This window comes from Nostoc sp. (genome assembly GCF_035638895.1).
Classification (GTDB): domain Bacteria; phylum Cyanobacteriota; class Cyanobacteriia; order Cyanobacteriales; family Nostocaceae; genus Nostoc.
Genome location: NZ_DASQZC010000416.1, coordinates 1 through 17,674, shown reverse-complemented (window position 1 = coordinate 17,674; position 17,674 = coordinate 1). Strand labels below are relative to the sequence as shown.

The 17,674-nt window shown below is 41.5% G+C and carries 14 protein-coding genes; 5 read left to right on the top strand and 9 right to left on the bottom strand.

The features are described from left to right. Window positions 1-557: 557 nt before the first annotated feature. The gene (locus VE944_RS20700; protein ID WP_414690144.1) at window positions 558-3,896 is read left to right on the top strand and encodes an ATP-binding protein; all 3,339 of its coding nucleotides are present in this window, start codon (window positions 558-560) and stop codon (window positions 3,894-3,896) included. 115 nt (window positions 3,897-4,011) lie between these two features. Here VE944_RS20700 and VE944_RS20695 read toward each other — a convergent pair whose 3' ends face one another. Together VE944_RS20695 and VE944_RS20690 are read right to left on the bottom strand one after the other, a co-directional pair. Next, a complete protein-coding gene (locus tag VE944_RS20695) occupies window positions 4,012-5,979 on the bottom strand; it encodes an ArnT family glycosyltransferase (protein WP_324981196.1) in 1,968 nt (655 codons plus the stop codon). Between the two features lie 387 nt (window positions 5,980-6,366). Next, on the bottom strand, window positions 6,367-6,984 hold the full coding sequence (locus tag VE944_RS20690; protein WP_324981194.1) for a hypothetical protein: 618 nt from the start codon (window positions 6,982-6,984) through the stop codon (window positions 6,367-6,369). A 561-nt stretch (window positions 6,985-7,545) separates the two neighbouring features. On the opposite strand from VE944_RS20690, the gene VE944_RS20685 reads away from it, so the two are divergent. Beyond that, on the top strand, window positions 7,546-7,878 hold the full coding sequence (locus VE944_RS20685) for a DUF565 domain-containing protein (protein ID WP_229554466.1): 333 nt from the start codon (window positions 7,546-7,548) through the stop codon (window positions 7,876-7,878). A gap of 4 nt (window positions 7,879-7,882) precedes the next feature. Then, complete coding sequence (locus tag VE944_RS20680; RefSeq protein ID WP_324981190.1) at window positions 7,883-8,890, top strand: glycerate kinase; 1,008 nt, start codon at window positions 7,883-7,885, stop codon at window positions 8,888-8,890. Window positions 8,891-9,075: 185 nt separating this feature from the next. Here the strand turns inward: VE944_RS20680 and VE944_RS20675 are convergent, their stop codons facing one another. Then, on the bottom strand, window positions 9,076-10,032 hold the full coding sequence (locus VE944_RS20675; RefSeq protein ID WP_324981187.1) for a putative 2-dehydropantoate 2-reductase: 957 nt from the start codon (window positions 10,030-10,032) through the stop codon (window positions 9,076-9,078). Window positions 10,033-10,098: 66 nt separating this feature from the next. Next, window positions 10,099-10,680, bottom strand: a complete 582-nt coding sequence (locus VE944_RS20670; protein WP_324981184.1) for an NADPH-dependent FMN reductase — start codon at window positions 10,678-10,680, stop codon at window positions 10,099-10,101. A 208-nt stretch (window positions 10,681-10,888) separates the two neighbouring features. Here VE944_RS20670 and VE944_RS20665 point away from each other — a divergent pair, with 208 nt between their 5' ends. Together VE944_RS20665 and VE944_RS20660 are read left to right on the top strand one after the other, a co-directional pair. After that, entirely contained in the window at window positions 10,889-11,677 is a 789-nt protein-coding gene (locus VE944_RS20665) for a tryptophan-rich sensory protein (protein ID WP_324981181.1), read from the top strand. 157 nt (window positions 11,678-11,834) lie between these two features. Beyond that, window positions 11,835-12,065: a hypothetical protein gene (locus tag VE944_RS20660; RefSeq protein WP_324981178.1), complete on the top strand. Its 231-nt coding sequence runs from the start codon at window positions 11,835-11,837 to the stop codon at window positions 12,063-12,065. A gap of 123 nt (window positions 12,066-12,188) precedes the next feature. On the opposite strand, the gene VE944_RS20655 is transcribed toward VE944_RS20660, so the two are convergent. The 5 genes from VE944_RS20655 to acnB all read right to left on the bottom strand — a co-directional run bounded on the left by VE944_RS20655 (window position 12,189) and on the right by acnB (window position 17,284). Beyond that, window positions 12,189-12,380, bottom strand: coding sequence for a type II toxin-antitoxin system HicB family antitoxin (locus VE944_RS20655; protein ID WP_324981176.1), 192 nt, complete (start codon window positions 12,378-12,380; stop codon window positions 12,189-12,191). A 34-nt stretch (window positions 12,381-12,414) separates the two neighbouring features. Then, the gene (locus tag VE944_RS20650) at window positions 12,415-13,092 is read right to left on the bottom strand and encodes an MAE_28990/MAE_18760 family HEPN-like nuclease (protein WP_324981173.1); all 678 of its coding nucleotides are present in this window, start codon (window positions 13,090-13,092) and stop codon (window positions 12,415-12,417) included. Then, on the bottom strand, window positions 13,092-14,180 hold the full coding sequence (locus VE944_RS20645; protein WP_324981170.1) for a DUF262 domain-containing protein: 1,089 nt from the start codon (window positions 14,178-14,180) through the stop codon (window positions 13,092-13,094). Before VE944_RS20645 ends, VE944_RS20650 begins: the two co-directional genes overlap by 1 nt. Window positions 14,181-14,397: 217 nt before the next feature. Continuing rightward, window positions 14,398-14,568, bottom strand: coding sequence for an element excision factor XisH family protein (locus VE944_RS20640; protein WP_324981168.1), 171 nt, complete (start codon window positions 14,566-14,568; stop codon window positions 14,398-14,400). A 52-nt stretch (window positions 14,569-14,620) separates the two neighbouring features. Next, window positions 14,621-17,284: a bifunctional aconitate hydratase 2/2-methylisocitrate dehydratase gene (gene acnB / locus VE944_RS20635; protein ID WP_324981262.1), complete on the bottom strand. Its 2,664-nt coding sequence runs from the start codon at window positions 17,282-17,284 to the stop codon at window positions 14,621-14,623. Window positions 17,285-17,674 lie beyond the last annotated feature (390 nt).

Genomic DNA, 17,674 nt, shown 5'->3' with positions numbered 1-17,674 from the left:
TTACACCCCAAAACAATATTCTATGTTAATAGGTAGTGCTAATAAAGCGTGGCGTAAATCAAGCTACCATTTTAAAAGTTGCAAAAGCCTTGATATACAAAAATTTTGACTTTTGACTTTTGCCTTTTCACTTCCGCCTTGCGCCCCCTAGCCACTCAACAACTTAGTGCAGCAACTGAGTAATAAGACTTAGTAGGTCTTTGATGATGAGGCATCTGTTGGCATAGCAAGACACAGTAGCTAATTTATTATTTGCATATCTATATAGATAGATATATTTTTTTATTTTGCTCCTTGATTAAGATACTTAAACGAACTTAAAGGATTGTCCCATTCTAAATCATTATAATTCCTCAAGGTTCTAAAGCGATTCTTTGGGGTCATAATTGTTTTAGCTGTCGCTATCGATGAGGAGTTTAAATACCAGTAAGACACTGGGGAGGCTAGTTGCTAAAACTTAGAAACGTCGCCTCTTGGAAAAATATAAAGGACGCAAAAGTGCCCGTGAGGGTAAATCCCGTTTTTTTAATGGCGTTGAAATAACCAGAGTTGCTTATATGAGTCTTCTTAGAGGATATGGCTTCAGGCGAAAACACCATCAATATTTGGCAGATGGAAATGCCGGAGGGTTCCAGAGGAAGAACGACCCCAAAAGCCCTATGTTAATGCTAGATTACCCGCTTTATGACTTTCAGGCAACCGTACCTAGCTGCTCCCAAACAACTTCTCTAGCAGTGGTGTTAGAGATTTTTGAGCAAGAGCAGTGCGATCGCTTGGTAGTATTGAATCAACAGCAATCCCCCATCGGATTGCTATATTCTGCCCGTTTAATCCAAAAATTATTAGCACATAGTGACGATAAAAATCTAAATTTACACCAATCACTCTCTATCTGGGGTCAAGGTTTAATTGATCCAATACAGACAATATCAGCTTCTGAGCGTGTAGAGCAATTAGGCTTGCACTTGAGTTATGCCCAAGCCGAAAAGCAGAACTTAGATTGGGCGCTGATTGACTCTAATGGTCAATATTTGGGGCTGCTGGATAGTTCTTGCCTGTTGCGATCGCTGGCTAAGGAACGCATGGCTGGGTTACAAAGTTCTGAGCCTCGCCATGAGTATGGTACTCGTGTGCGGCCGCCAAATCAACCCAAGCCATTGGGACACCAGCCACTAGTGCTGTTGCTGGAAAGACTGCCTTGGCCTTTGATGTTGCAAACGGGTACTGGCGAGGTGATAGCACGAAATCCCGCCTGGTGGGAGCAATTAGGAGCGTTGAAAGATCCAGAAGGAATTAGGCAGCAGGTGGAGGCAATACTTGTCCCTAAGTCCTCCGAAGAATCAGAATATGTTAGCCAACGAGCAATCAATGTTTATCCCAATGGTAGGGAGAATGAGCATGGTGTTGAAGAGGAACTGACTCAGCAAGAAGCATCACCAAATGCTGTATACAGTCGCTGCTATTTGGATAGTCAAGTAGGGACTTGTACTTGCGTTGTCGAAGTGCAAAATGGTCAGGAGCGAATCTGGCAGTTTGCCAAAATTCCCTTAGATAGTCCTGAGTTTCAAGTCATGAGTGCTGAAGCTGAGGTTGCACTCAGCGAGGATTTGTGGTTAATTTTAGCTACTGATGTGACTGAGCAGCAGCAACTTTGCAAAGAATTAGCTGCAAAGAATGCCGATTTAATTCAACTAAATCGGTTGAAAGATGAATTTTTAGCTTGTATTAGTCATGAACTCAAAACCCCCCTAACTGCCGTTTTAGGATTATCGCGGTTGCTGGTGGATCAGCAGTTGGGAGAACTTAACGAGCGTCAAGCCCGTTATGCGGCGCTGATTCATCAAAGTGGACGCCACCTGATGAGTGTGGTTAATGACATTTTAGATTTGACCCGGATGGAAACGGGACAAATGGATTTGACACTGACTCCAGTGAAAATTCAGGCTGTGTGCGATCGCGCCTTATCAGATGCTAAAGCTATCCACACTCAAACTACCAAAGCATCTGCCTCACCACCTCCAAACGCCCGTTCATCTGCTCCCCAATTCTGCCTTTCCATTGAACTAGGTTTAGACCAGATAGTGGCAGATGAATTGCGCTTGCGCCAGATGCTAGTACACCTACTTTCCAACGCCTTTAAATTCACCGAATTATCTGGTGAAATTGGGCTACGGGTGAGCCGTTGGGAAGGCTGGATTGCGTTTACCGTTTGGGATACAGGCATTGGGATTCCTGAACACCAGCAACACTTAATCTTTCAAAAATTCCAACAACTAGAAAATCCCCTGACTCGCCAATTTGAAGGCACTGGTTTGGGGCTGGTATTAACTCGGGCCCTGGCTCGCCTCCACGGAGGAGATGTTAGCTTCTTATCGCGTGAAGGAAAAGGTAGCCAGTTTACACTACTTCTGCCGCCCAGTCCCCCGAAAACAGGCTTTTCGGAACCAGATATGGGAATTGGCGAAGAGGAAGAAACACGATACCAACCGACACGGGAAAACTCAGCCGCCGCTCGTTTGCATGTTACTACGTCCACACAGCATCATCCCGCCAGTTCGCAACGGTTGGTTTTAGTAGTCGAGGCAGTTGCCCGATATATTGAAGACTTGACCGAACAACTAAAAGGTTTAGGATATCGGGTAGTGATTGCGCGATCGGGGACAGAAGCAGTTGAAAAAGCTCGGCGCTTGCAACCAATCGCCATATTTTTGAATCCGTTGCTACCCCTGCTATCAGGCTGGGATGTGCTGACTTTACTGAAATCTGACACTGCAACCCGGCATATATCTGTAATTGTGACCGCAACGGCAGCCGAAAAGGAGCAAGCATTTGCTAACCGAGCCGATGGTTTCTTAAGCTTGCCAGTAGAGAATCACCTTTTAGCACCAGTTCTCGAAAAATTATGTACTTCACCAGCAGTTTTGTCGCAAGGGTTAAACAACAGCGCAATTGTCCCAACTAAAACCCCATTGCGAATTCTCAGGTTGGTGAATCCCCAGTTGGAATCTGTCAATCCCCACCCCTCACTTCGAGAACACCGGGTGATTGAAGTGGATGACTTAGATCAAGCAGAACTTTTGGCGCGGGTATGGCAGTTTGATGTTATTTTGCTAGATGTCGAAAGTACCACCGCCCAAATTTATCTGCAAGAACTAATTCAGCACCCACGTTTGGCGGCTATCCCACTAGTTACTTGCGATGTCGCAACTACTCTAATAGCTTCAAAGATACCAGAGTTATCTGTATTTCCTTACTTAAGACCATTTGCTAAAGACAACAGCAGCCGCACTGAGAAAACGGATGCCTTATTATCAGTATTGGAAATTGCTTCTGGTATTTGCTGTCCTCCTAACATCTTGGTAGTGGATTTAACAATGCTGCGTGATTTACCACAGGCAAGACGCAAGCAACTTAAGGGTTCTCGGACAGCAAAAAATTGCTCAATTAGCAGTGAAACTGCGGAACGGGGGTCTGAGTGGTTCCAAGCTTTAATTCAGTACCTACAAACAGCAGGCTTCAAAGCGGCTATGAGTCCCTGCTGGGCAGAAGTATTACAACAAATTCGCCACCAAAGCGTTGACTTACTGCTAATTTGTTTAGGAGAATCCCCTATCCACAAAGACGTGCTAAAAGCACTGAAAACATTGGGAGATTCACCTGATAAATTACCACCAATTTTAGTGCTGAATCAGCGATTAAATCACCTAGAAACCAGTTTCCAGTTTGGGGTAGCTTACAAGGAAATTGACAACCAGAAGAAGAATGGTTTGGAATCGATAGAAACTGTTATTGGTGCGATCGCTACCCAAATATTACCGCGATCGATATCAATGGAAGACCTATTAAACCAGATTAATCACGCTTTAGCTGTCAACGGTTACAATGGCAAATGTTGATGGGTACTGGGTACTGGGTACTGGGTACTGGGGAAAAATTCTTTTAAGATTGGTTGGGATATAAATCTACATACTTATCTTTCCTAGTCCCCAATCCCCAATCCCCAATCCCCAATCAAGATATATCCATTTTTTCAGTTTTCTTTTTCTTAAAAGGAACTCGAACCAAGTTATAAGCACCCTTGGTTGATAGATTCTTGTAATGATCTGGCTGTAAGTCCATTTGTAAAAACTTTTTCTGTTCGGCCAACAGCAGTACTGAGGCAGGTTTTAGTCCTTTGGCAGCCTGATTTTTGATATGCTCTATAGCCTCTTGGGAAAATCTTAAATAATTTACATGAATGTGGCTGTAAAATACCACGCTAGGCTTTTTGAAGCCAAGCATGATCAATTCTTCATTTGGTTGTTTTGCTTCTAGAATGACCGCAGATAATTCCCTTAAGGGTAATTGACGTTCTCGATCAATAAAGAACGAAGCAGGCGTTAAAACAAAAATTAAAAACGCCACAAACCCGATTAAATTAATAGCAATAACCTGGTTCCATTGGCGATTTATTAATAAAGCTGCAACTAAAACGGCACAAACTAGCCACATTACCCCGGCTATTACTGGTAAACCAGTTCGTTGAATTTGTTCGTGGAAGTTGCTTATAGCTGGATCAGTACCTAATATGTGGGTTATGTTAAACAGTGCTATAGACAGAACTGATAAAAATACTACATTCACCCAACCACTCACTCGGAGAAAAGAGGGGGAAATGGGAGGAGTGGGAGAGGAAGAAACAGGTATTGTTTGCCTAGCCTCTGTATCCTGGAAAAAGTCACTCCACAACAAGGCTACCAAGATTGCTGCTGCTGGCATTAAAGGCAACACGTAGCTAGGGAGTTTGGTAACAGCAACGGTGAAAAAGCCAAAGATGCTAGCAAACCACAACCAGGCAAATAAACCAAACTGTTGAAAACGTTCAAGGGATCGCCAGTGCGATCGCTGCCAAAACTTTAATCTTACTATAGAGAGTGGTAAATACACTGAGTAAGGCGCAAAACCCAGCAACACTACTAAAAAGTAAAAATACCAAGGTGCTGAGTGACCATTAACTACTTCTGTAAAGCGTTCTAGGTTGTGATAACCAAAAAAGGCATTAATATAATTCCAGCCATTGCGCCAAATTACTAAAGCATACCAGGGCACTGATAAACCTAAAATTATCAATACACCCACGAGAAGGCGCATTTCTCGCAACACCTCTCGAAATTTTCCCACGTAAAGCAAAAATACGGCAACAATTAGCCCTGGTAAAACAATTCCCACCGGGCCTTTAGTCAAAATTGCGCCAGCAATCAGCACATAAAAAGCTAAATACCACTTATTAGGGAATGGAGAGGTCGCTTCGCTCCGGGATTGGTGATTAGGGGTTAGGGATTGGGAAAATTCCTCCCCACTACTCAGTCCACTGCCTCCAGTTCCCAGTCTCCCAGTCCCCAGTCCCCAGTCCCCAGTCCCTCCCTTCTCTGCATAACCTAGAAAGAAACATAACAAAGCTGATGCCATACATCCGGTGAGCAGCATATCAGAGACACCAGTTCTCGCCCAAATAATAGTTTCGGGATTGAGTGCCATGAGCGCTGCTGCTATAAAAGATGTTTTGTAGCGGCGAGTAGGACGTGAAACTTGCTCTAGTTCGTCTTGTTTAGCGAAATACCACTGTATGGTATAAAAAACTAAACAAACTAAGGCGAATGCTGCGATCGCTGAAGGAAGGCGTACTGCCCACTCATTCACCCCTATAATTGCATAAGCGATCGCCTGACACCAGTAAATTAAAGCAGGTTTATCGAAACGAGTGTCACCATTGAAAAATGGGGTAATCCAATCACCTGTGACGAACATCTGGCGGGAAGCTTCGGCAAACAACGGCTCTGTCTCATCAATCAAGCCAATATTGCCCAAATTCCACCCAAAAGCTATCCAGCCAATCAATATCAACCACAAAATTGACACAGTTACACCAAGGGCTGGATTCTTTGCTATTTTGTTGAACCACTGATCAACAGTGTGCTTAACACTCAATTTCATGCTCATTAGTCAATAGTCAACAATCACTACTCAATAGTCGTTGATTATCTATATTTTGTTCTTCGGAGTTTTGAATTCAATAATATTACACTTTTTCCTGTTCAGTAACGCCAGTTGTTCTAAGTCGCCAAAGAAACTTCTCCAACACACTACTGGTCTATCCAATTAATTTTGCGGGGCTGCTAGATCCCCGACTTCTTCAAGAAGTCGGGGATCTGAACACCACTAACCTCTCAAAACTTTTGGGACAGGCCACTACTAGTCTGTCAAATACATTTTGACGGATATGAAGACATTTGAGAAACAGAAAAAACTCTTTCCCACTCCTTATTCCCTACTCCCCACCTTTACCCGTCATTTTTCGGTTGACACAGTACTACTACTCAATATCGACTATGGACTCAGCACTAGTTGCCATTCTCTATTTTGGGAATTCCATTTAGGTAATTGAGTTTCGCCGACAATATAGGGGCCCCAATAACGACGGGAACCATCTTGTGCGAAAGCAACTAAAATATCTCCCTTCTCCAGCTTTAAATTATTTTGAGGTAGAGATAAAATCAGTCCCTTTTCACTACCTTCTTGCGGAGCAAAATCCCAATGTGCCGGGACATCATAGTTAGCCTGTTTAGTCCCAGAGCCTTTTGCGAGCGACTGTCGCGCCAGTAGAGCCAACCGTACAGGCTGATTTGTTTGATTGCTCATTCGCAAAGTTCCTTGATCCTTACTTTTGCTAGCTGATTTATCACGCTCTGCCAAAATATTATTATGTTCTACTTGATTGCTTGAGGTAGTTGCTGGAGTTGATAGATTAGCGGAAATACCCTTATCAGGTGAAACAGGTGTAGATAAAGCCGTCTCCCACTGAGTAGTTTCAGTCGGCGGTTGTGAAGATGTATCTGGGTTTGTAGACTCAAGGGATACGCTCACTCCAAAGCATCCCACCAGAGCAGCAAGCAGTCCCAAGCAAAAAACTGTAATACCGAGGTTACGATATACTGAGAACTTCATATTGATAGTTATTAGAAATAAATATTTTGTTTAGGCTTGACCAAATAGTAGCCTATTATCCCAAAAGGGAATCATAGAAAGTAATCTAATATAAACTTTCCTACAATTAGCGATACCAATGTATTATAAATATCATTTTGATGAGAAAATATTTGGAGGAAATAATTTCCCTGATGTTTGATAAACTTGGGGTAAAGATACCCATCGCTTTGTGTTTTGACCGTAGGCTTGGATAAAAACAAAAAAATTAGATACCGAGCCAGCCAATTCATTTGTATAAAGAAAAATAAAAACTTCGTGAAACCACTAGCGGCCCTAACAAGGCGTTTTTTGCCAAAACCTTAGATAAATCTAAGATGCATATTTCATCTTGCGTTAGAATAAGCAGCCTTTTAAGGGGCTATACTTGCCTAAACATGATAGGATGTGCAAATTTGAATCAACGCTGAAAGCCCAGCAGATATCTATAATATTAACAAACAAGCTGAGGCTAAAACCAATATCCTCTTTGAATCTAGAGATATTTCAAGATATCTTGACTTTTCCCCAAAAGTCTATCTGATGCAAAACACTCGTCTCAATAATTTATTCGATGCTATTGCTACACGCTTGGGGCAATGGTTTTTAAATCCTTGGCGGCGACTATCGTTGCTGATAATTAGTTTTTTGTTCGGTTTTTTTCTGGGAAACGCAGTTTCCACTACAGCTGGTCAAGAGGGTGTGTTGGATATCGTAGTAGCTGCTTTTTTAGTACTGTTGACGGAAGTTACTAGTAGGATATTTTATAGTCCCAGGTTTTTGTCAAGGCGATCGCTCTTGGTAGACTCACTAAATCTCCTGAAAGTTGGTTTCATCTACAGCCTGTTTCTCGAAGCCTTTAAGCTGGGATCGTAGGGAGATGGAGAAGCAGCAAGCAAGAAAAGCAGCGTTGGCAGATAGGTTAAGGGCAAAAGCTTTTGGGATCACGCCGGAAAATGTCGATGAAGTGATCGAAAGGCGATCGCATTTACTAAAATCTGTCTTACCAGCTTTTAGCCAACTCTGCCAAACTACTCTTCAAATCGAACCCAAGGAAATGTTACAGGTGTTGTGGGACTTGTGGCTGCCTTTGGGAATCAAACTAGCATCGCAGCGCCAACAGTTAAAACGCCCCCTAATTCAAGGAATATTGGGAGGACAAGGCACTGGTAAAACCACAATGTCTAAGGTTCTCAGCTTGATTCTCGATCAATTGGGATACCGGACTGTGAGTTTATCTTTGGATGACCTATATAAAACTTACAGCGATCGCTTACTTTTAACACAGCAAGATCCCCGCTTGATTTGGCGCGGCCCACCAGGAACCCACGATGTAGATTTAGGTTTAAATGTACTAGACCAAATCCGCCAGTTGCAAAATCCTGTGATGGTTCCCCGCTTTGATAAATCTGCTTGTGGAGGTGCTGGCGATCGCACTACTTCAGAAATTGTCACAGGTGTAGATATTGTACTATTTGAAGGTTGGTTTGTGGGTGTACAACCAATTAACGCAGATATATTTGATACTGCACCGCCGCCAATTGTCACAGATGAAGATAAAGCATTTGCCCGTGATATGAATTGTCGCCTCCACGATTATTTACCACTGTGGGAGCGATTAGACAGCTTAATTGTGCTATATCCAACTGATTATCGCTGTTCTTTGGAGTGGCGCAAACAGGCGGAACAGCAGATGATTGCTACGGGTAAATCGGGAATGAGCAATGCAGAGATAGAGCGATTTGTCAATTATTTTTGGCGATCGCTTCACCCGGAATTATTCATCAAGCCGTTGGTAAAAGATGCGACAGTGGTTGATCTAGTGATTGAGATTCATGCCGATCATAGCTTTGGTGAAGTTTACTGCGGATTAATTCGTAATTCCTAATGGGGCGTTGCATAAATACCTCGTCTGCTTGTTCGCGGATTTTGCAATCAAACGGGATCATGATTGCCCTGCTCAACCTCAAGTAACTAATTCGTGGGGTTGATAGCCCTACCACGCGGGTATCTATATTCCGAGATGTCAACTTGATTCTTGGCGTTAGACAAAGTGCAGAGTGGTAGAAAAAATTAAGCGTTTTCCCGATCTCCCACTCTTATTTTCTCATCCAAAAACTTTAGCTGCTGATATATACAGCTAATCTGCGGTAAATCTACACTTGCTGCTTGCGCTTTCCGTAATGGATTCCCGAAAATTGCTTCTACTTCCATAGGTCGCCTTTCGTCGTAGTCAATTTTCATACTGGTACGATAAGGCTTCATGTTCAAGGTGTAATCCAGCATTGTTTGAATAAAGCTATCAGGAATGATGCGTCCGCAACTTTTCGACCCTGCTGTAACTTCATACATCAACTGTTCAATTAATTTGCGGGTGTGGACATAGGACATTAACTCATCTGTTCTAGCGTTGAGAATTACAGACAGTCCATTATAAGGAATATTCCACACCAATTTTTTCCATCGCCCTAGTAATAAGTCTTCAACTAATTCTATTGAGATACTAGCACTAGTAAAGTCATCGGCAATTTGCCGCATCTTATCTGTAATCCCAGTAGGATCATAGCCAGAAGCATATCCCCCTACGATAATTTTTCCATAGTCGAGGTGGCGGATATGTCCTGCTCCGACTTTATTAGAACAAAGAAAACACAACCCACCAATAATGCTGACATTGCTAACTATTTTGGCAACTTCTTCTTCCAGCGCCAGTCCATTTTGCAATACCAACACTACCCCATCATCCCTGACGAGTGGCGGTAACATCTGCGGCAATAAATGGTTTTGTGTCGTCTTTAGTGCTACCACCACCACATCGCATTGTGGCATTTTTTCTATATCATTGTAAGCATTGACTTGAGTCAGGGCGAAATCACCATCTTTTGACTCAATAACCAAACCAGATTTACTCACATATTCATAATCACTCTTGAGCAAAAAGTGGACATCTAAACCAGCTTTTTGCAGTTTTGCACCATAAAAACCACCTAATGCACCAGTTCCTAGAATGGCGTAACTACGCTTGTACATTTTGCTAACAAAGAGATTTTTCAATGATCATAGAATACGTTGTATACATAACTTATTTTGACTTGATTAGAACGGGTTTCCTTTTTCTTTTCTTTGTCGAAGCAAAGCTTCTTCGTACCACTCTAATTCATCCAAAAATTGACCAACTCTCTTCGTCAAAGCCGCTTCTTGTGAAGCACCTGCTTCAGAAAGAGACTCCCCAATTTTAGAAATGGCAAAAATACTTGAAATAGTAGGCATTCCCATCTCTGACAGAAAAGCGCGTAACTGTATAGCTGCCCGCACTCCTCCAAAGCTACTAACTGAGTAGGAAACAATACCAGCCGGACGGAAAAAGTATTCTTCTAGATAGTGAGCCATCAGGTTGCTCAATCCTGGCTGAATGGAATGGTTATACTCTCCCGCAACAACTACAAAACCGTCTGCTGTTCGGATATGCTCTGCTAGTTCTTCCATCTTTGCAGGAGCCTGACCTTTGCCATACTCCTTATACATCCGGTCTAAGATGCCAAAGTCATACTCCTTTGCATCTGCAAAAATCACCTCATGGTTTCTTTGATTAAGCTGATCAATCATGAATCTGGCAGCTTTAATGCCCTGGCGATCGCTCCTGTAGGAACCATAGAAGACTACTGTTTTGAAGCTCATGATGAATAATTTTTAACAACTAAATGCTTAAAGAGTTCAAAGTCTTGCCACAAGTCGAATTTAGCATCTGCTGGCTGTAATATGCGTAGCTTGCCTTGCGCTTCACTATCTAATTTTCTTAGAAGTTGCTCGATATGCCTGTGGTTTATATGCGTTGCTCTTTTTCAGATGTAAGCTAAAAGCACACAAAGATATGAGTTAACATCCTATGCAACAGTCCACAAGAGGCAATTACCGGGATTTTTGGCGGCAGCTTGTTACTTTAGCTGCAATCTTTGGTGCTTTTATTATCAACGTAGTATCGAACATTTTTCCGCTCAATGGACTCAGTATAGGGGAAATTTCCAATACTTTGTTTAAAAATGTCCTGATTATCCCTGCTAATTACGCCTTTGCTATCTGGGGGCTGATTTACCTTGGGTTATTTGCTTTTGGGGTATACCAAGCTCTACCTGACCAACGAGATGAGGCTGATTTACGTAAAACAGCTTATCTATTGGTTATTGCCTGTGTTGCTCAAAGTATCTGGGTGTATCTGTTTTTGTCTCGGCTTTTTGCTCTTTCTGTAATTGCAATGCTCTTGATTCTGTTGCCCTTGATCGGTGTTTATTTGCGGTTAGAAATTGGCAAATCGCGTGTACCTCGGCTGAAAAAATGGTGTATTCACTTTCCGATCAGCATTTATCTAGGCTGGATTAGCGTAGCGACCATTGTCAACGTAGCGTCTGCCTTGTCTTTTCATGGGTGGAACGGTTGGGGGATTTCTGCTGTAATCTGGACTCTCGTCATGGTATCTATAGCAACAGCAGTTGCAGCAGTTATAGTCATCCAGCGTCGAGACATCGCTTATACAGGAGTAATACTTTGGGCATTGGTAGCGATCGCACTTAAACACTTTGATAACTCAATGCTCAGAAATGGTGTGTTAGTTTTGGCAATTATCCTAGTTTTGACCGCTACGATTAACAGGTTACGCCCCCAACAAGAACATATTTAAGGGACTGACAAATAAAAAAATATCCCATCCCTGCGGGACGCTACGCGTAGCAAGATCCCCAAAGGGTACGCTTTTAGGGCAGGGGGAGGCAAAGTCGTGGTGAAACTACGTAATAGATGCTTGAATATAAAAATCAAACAAAAAACTAATTATACCCATGTCGGAAATTGAAGATTTAGGAGTGAGTGTAGAAGAGTATTTGGATGGATTAGCAGCAGGCATTGACATTTTGGAATTGAAGCGGTTAGAAGCAAGTGGAATTCCCACGAACCTGGCTTTGGAAGTGATAGCGATCGCTCAAAAGACGATAGATGGCACAGCCACTCCTGAAGAGATTGTCAGGGGACTAATGATTCTAACACCATCGCTTAGACAGCAAATTGAATAGTTCCTAAAATTGCTACATTAATTCACTTTGGATTGTCGTCTTCTATCAGTGCTTCTATGAAATTAATTTCTGTTTGCGTTGGACTGCCGCGTGAAGTGACTTGGAAGAAAAAGTCTGTGACAACTAGTCTATAGTGAGTGAAGGATGATAAATATTAGGTTCGATTTTATAGACTCCCAAAAAAGAGGCGATCGCTTCATTAAATTGCTTGATTGCTGCTTCTTGATTTATCCCTTGTCCTACCAGTCCATTTTCTAAGCATAAAGCAACCCAATAACCCGCACTCTTTCGCAAAACTGTTGTGTTAAAGTCCATAAAGATTTATTAGTGAGGGAATCGCTGAAGCAATCTATTTTAAATATTCTTTGTTAGATAGATAACTCTCTATATTCTCTAATATTGCCTTTAAATAAGAAATAACTCTTTTTTGAATTTCCAACAATTCGTCCGCAGTAGCATTCCTACCAACCTCCTCAAATGATTTAAAACCATGTGCCAAATCATTCCTATTAGTCTTAACTGTTAGTAAATCGCTACCGTCTTTAGTTTTCTTAGCATTTGTTTTACATGAAAAACCATACGCCTCAGATGTTTTTCGTATTTTTCTTGCATCAATATTACCTGAAAATAATTTCTCTTTATCAAAACTGCTAGATATTATATCATATGAAATATTGTTTATACTCTGTAAAAGAGTATCAGTAGAGTTGTTATCTTTGAAGTTATTAATAATAATTTTTTTAATTTTATCTGTGGCATCATCAAAAGAAGTATTTTTATTTTGAAATTCATCAAAAATTGTTGTAATTGCATTGCGCATCGTGGATTCAACTAGATTATAGAGCAACAAAAATCCTGTTGCTTTAAGAGTTTTTTCTAAACCATTGTTTATTGATTTAGTTTTTGTATTTTTAGCATTGCCCATGCTTAATTTAATTGAACCTTGCTCTAAATTCTTCAAAAATAAAAAATATCTACTAACTTCTTGAGCGCGTTCATCAAAATCTTGAAACAATGTACTTTTCATTAATTCTCTAGAAGCTGATCGCGAACATAATGAATACGCTTAGTAACCTTATTTTGAGAACTACTTGCGTCAGATTGAGTACAATCTTTAAATGTTTTAGAATCTAGAAAAGCATTTGATTTTGGGACTAGATTCGGGTTTTCTCTTAATGCTAAAGCAATACCTACAGAGATTGATTCAAACTTGATTCGAGTTGTTGGTTCATAGCGATTTTTTATTTTCCGATAAATATGTAAAGCATTAGGAAAATACTTTCCCACAAATTCTAACATTAAAAAAAACTCATTTTTCATTGTCTCAATATTTACAGAATTAGATTTATTTTCTTGTTCTAAATAGTCATCCAAGAACTCATGAACTTTTCTACCAGAGTAATTTTTATAATTATTTAAAAATGCAAAAAAACGTAAGACAAATTCTTGTGGATCTCTTTTATCAATTTCAGGTTCAGTAAAAGAGCATAAATCTCTAAATCTTTTATTTCTTGATAGTTCTTCAATTAGATCGAGAAACTTTCCTGGTTTACTTCCCCTGCGTTTCTCCATTTCATTTAATTCAACACTACCACTATTAATTCTTTCAAAAAGATCCCTTCTGACTTCTTCATCTGCTTCTTCTGTTAATTGAATCATTCTAATAGTAGTTCTGTTAAAACGCCTTTGGCGTTGTGCCGGCAAATCTTCAAAAGTAAACCCATTAAGAGTTTCTAATTTTTTCAGATTATTTAATTTAAGTTGATTTTTAATAAACCTTGTTAAAGTACGAATACGTTGTGTACCATCTATAATTTCTAACCGCGCTAAATCTTCTGATTCTGATATGTCAGCAACAAAAATATAAGGTATTGGTAAACCTAATACTACAGATTCAATAAATTTTGATTGCCTATCTTCATCCCAAGCCATTTCTCGTTGATAATCTGGAATAAAGAATTCATTTTCATCTTCATCTCTGCCATCTAAATACTTTTGAACAATTACTTCTATAGGGTATTCTAAGGTGTTGTAGTCAACACGCTTTCTTTTTTCACGAATTTCTTCTTCAGCCTTTTCTTTGCGTTCATCTGTAATTTCTAATTGAGTTACCATAACTTTACAATTTGTTTTCGTTAAAGTTTAATATCGGATATTTTTGTATTATTTTAACTAATCCGACCAAGTTTTACTAGTGAGATAAGTTAAAGGTGAGTCTCAAAAAAAAACACTCTACCTAATAATTATACTAAACCCTAACTTTATCAAGCTTGGGTATATTTTCACCATGAATCATATCATTTCCTAAAGTCAAGACTCACTTTAGCTTAAATTATACTAACTGCTGTTTTTGTCTACTTACAGCCAGAGTTTTTTCACCAGTCATATCTGCAAACAGTTTAACTTCAGCATATTTAATTGGATAGGAATGAGCCGTAATTGTCCAGCCATCTTTAATTAAGGCATTTTTAACGGCATTATGGTAGATATCTTTTGCTGGCACTTTTACCCAGATAATAAAAATTAGGTGGGCATTGCCCACCCTACTTTACTTACTAACGCAAACTACTAGCTGGCATACCCAATATATCCTCAAGCCTCGGCATATCTTCCAACGCAATCACGCGCCCTTCATCCTCAAAACCAGTAATTTGATCAAAGTTCAAATACCGATACAAATCATCGGCAAAAGGATGAATTCTACTCGCCACAATATCTAAGTATTCCTGCACTGTGGGAAGCCGTCCCAGCAGCGCACAGACTGCGGCTAATTCTGCTGAACCAAGATACACTCGCGCATCTTTACCCATGCGATTATTGAAGTTGCGGGTAGAGGTAGAAAACACTGTTGTGCCATCAGCAACTCGCGCCTGATTACCCATACACAAACTGCATCCTGGCATTTCTGTACGCGCACCCGCAGCCCCAAAAACGCTATATACACCTTCTTCTTTTAATTGGTGTTCATCCATGCGCGTTGGTGGTGCAATCCACAGGCGAGTTTTCACTTCACCTGCACCTTCCAAAACTTTCGCTGTTGCCCGGTAATGACCAATATTTGTCATACAAGAACCGACGAATACTTCTTGCACTGGATCATTAGCAACTTCCGATAATAACTTAACATTATCGGGGTCATTGGGAGCAGCAACAATTGGCTCTTTGATTTCGTTTAAATCAATTTCAATTATTTCGGCATACTCAGCATCGGCATCGCCTTCTAATAACACGGGATTTGCTAACCATTCTTCCATCTTTGCCACACGGCGCAACATGGTACGCGGATCGTGATAGCCCCGTGCTATCATATTTTTCAGCAGCGCGACGTTGGAACGCAGATATTCAGAAATTGTCTCTACACTCAGCTTAATTGTACATCCGGCACAAGAACGCTCGGCGCTAGCATCGGTGAGTTCAAAGGCTTGTTCAACTTTTAAATCTGGCAAACCTTCTATTTCCAGAATTCGCCCAGAGAAAACATTTTTCTTGTTCTGTTTCTCTGCTGTCAGCAAACCTTTTTGAATTGCTACGTAGGGTATGGCATTCACGACATCGCGCAGGGTGATACCTGGTTGTAATTCACCTTTAAATCTTACCAAAACTGACTCTGGCATATCTAAAGGCATCACACCTAAGGCGGCTGCAAAAGCCACTAATCCAGAACCGGCAGGGAAGGAAATACCCAAGGGGAAGCGGGTGTGAGAGTCGCCGCCAGTTCCCACGGTGTCGGGTAGCAGCATCCGGTTTAACCAAGAGTGGATGATACCATCACCGGGACGGAGGGCGACGCCGCCACGAGAAGCAAAGAAATCGGGGAGTTCGTGATGGGTTTGGATGTCTACTGGTTTGGGATAAGCTGCTGTGTGGCAGAAACTTTGTATCACTAAGTCTGCACTGAAACCAAGACAAGCGAGTTCTTTCAATTCGTCGCGGGTCATGGGGCCTGTGGTATCTTGAGAACCAACGGTGGTGATGATAGGTTCGCAAGATGTGCCGGGACGCACACCAGGTAATCCGCAAGCTTTACCTACCATTTTCTGTGCTAGGCTGTAGCCTTTGCCTGTATCAAAGGCTTGCTGAGGACGGGTGAAGACTGTGCTGTGTTCTAAACCGAGTGCAAGACGAGTTTTGTCGGTGAGGGTACGTCCGATAAGTAGGGGGATGCGTCCACCTGCGCGGACTTCATCGAGGATGGTGTCAGGTTTGAGGGCAAAGGTGGAAATGACTTCGCCTGCAACGTTAGTGATTTCGCCTTTGTAGGGATGGATGGTAATTACCATGCCAGTTTCGAGTTTGGTGACATCGCACTGAATAGGCAAAGCACCGGCATCTTCAGCTGTGTTAAAGAAAATAGGCGCGATCGCACCACCTAAAACATAACCCCCAGCGCGTTTGTTTGGCACAAAAGGTATATCATTTCCCATGTGCCACAACACCGAGTTGATGGCAGATTTACGCGAGGAACCTGTACCAACTACATCTCCCACGTAAGCTACAGGATGCCCTTTTTTCTTCAGTTCGGCAATGGTTTGTAAGCTTCCCGGTTGCCGTGACTCTAACATCACTAAGGCGTGTAAAGGAATATCTGGGCGAGTTGTGGCGCTTTGGGCGGGTGATAAGTCGTCGGTATTGGTTTCGCCTGGAACTTTAAAAACGGTGACAGTAATCGCTTCTGGTACTGTGGGGCGAAGGGTAAACCATTCAGCTTCCGCCCAAGAGTCAATCACCCGTTTGGCGAAAGGATTGGTTTTAGACAACTCTAAAACATCGTGGTAAGCGTCATACACTAAGAGGATTTTGCTTAAGGCGTTGGCGGCATAAGCGGAAATGGGTTCCTTTCCTTGTCCACCCATTACTAAAGGTGTTTCAGATGAGTCTGAGACGGATACGGTGGGCCATTGCAGCAAATCGATTAAAGCTTGCACATTGTAACCACCTATCATTGTGCCCAGCAATTGCACCGCTTCTATGCGCGAAACCAAGGGACTAGTGATTTCCTTTTTAGCAATCGCGGTGAGAAATCCAGCTTTGACATAAGCTGCTGGATCAACACCAGGAGAAACGCGATCGCGCAATAAATGTAATAATATCTCCTCTTGACCCTTTGGCGGATTTTTCAGTAATTCACATAATTCTGAGGTTTGCTTCGCATCCAATGGTAAAGGGGGAATACCGAGTGCTGCTCTTTCGGCAACGTGTTTACGATATTGTTCTAGCATTTTTATATTCTCCATTGGGATGTTCTATCTTTAATTATGAAATTTTTAGGCAATACTTGGCTATAAGAGTTTAGCTTACTTTTATGATGAAAGCCTTACTAGTAATTGGTTATTAGCAACTTTTTTTATACTGAAGGTATAGTTTGAAAAGTATTAGGCGAATAGAATTTGCTACTACACAAACAAAGTCCAACTCCGTGGACTAAGAGTAAATCAAGAATTTTTAACCCACAAAGGTGGGTTTTGTATTTCGACTCCGGCTCCATCGAGCGAAATCGAGATGCTCAACACAAGTCTGTATAGCCGCGACTTCTAGTCGCCAGGTGTAGTAATAATGAATTAGATTGATTGTTGGTTTAACCAAGCTTCTAAATCAGCAACACTAGAAAA

Coding starts and splice junctions, on each gene's coding strand:
- VE944_RS20700 (WP_414690144.1), top strand. CDS start 558: ATGAGTCTTCTTAGAGGATATGGCTTCAGGCGAAAACACCATCAATAT.
- VE944_RS20695 (WP_324981196.1), bottom strand. CDS start 5,979: ATGAGCATGAAATTGAGTGTTAAGCACACTGTTGATCAGTGGTTCAAC.
- VE944_RS20690 (WP_324981194.1), bottom strand. CDS start 6,984: ATGAAGTTCTCAGTATATCGTAACCTCGGTATTACAGTTTTTTGCTTG.
- VE944_RS20685 (WP_229554466.1), top strand. CDS start 7,546: ATGCAAAACACTCGTCTCAATAATTTATTCGATGCTATTGCTACACGC.
- VE944_RS20680 (WP_324981190.1), top strand. CDS start 7,883: ATGGAGAAGCAGCAAGCAAGAAAAGCAGCGTTGGCAGATAGGTTAAGG.
- VE944_RS20675 (WP_324981187.1), bottom strand. CDS start 10,032: ATGTACAAGCGTAGTTACGCCATTCTAGGAACTGGTGCATTAGGTGGT.
- VE944_RS20670 (WP_324981184.1), bottom strand. CDS start 10,680: ATGAGCTTCAAAACAGTAGTCTTCTATGGTTCCTACAGGAGCGATCGC.
- VE944_RS20665 (WP_324981181.1), top strand. CDS start 10,889: ATGCAACAGTCCACAAGAGGCAATTACCGGGATTTTTGGCGGCAGCTT.
- VE944_RS20660 (WP_324981178.1), top strand. CDS start 11,835: ATGTCGGAAATTGAAGATTTAGGAGTGAGTGTAGAAGAGTATTTGGAT.
- VE944_RS20655 (WP_324981176.1), bottom strand. CDS start 12,380: ATGGACTTTAACACAACAGTTTTGCGAAAGAGTGCGGGTTATTGGGTT.
- VE944_RS20650 (WP_324981173.1), bottom strand. CDS start 13,092: ATGAAAAGTACATTGTTTCAAGATTTTGATGAACGCGCTCAAGAAGTT.
- VE944_RS20645 (WP_324981170.1), bottom strand. CDS start 14,180: ATGGTAACTCAATTAGAAATTACAGATGAACGCAAAGAAAAGGCTGAA.
- acnB (WP_324981262.1), bottom strand. CDS start 17,284: ATGCTAGAACAATATCGTAAACACGTTGCCGAAAGAGCAGCACTCGGT.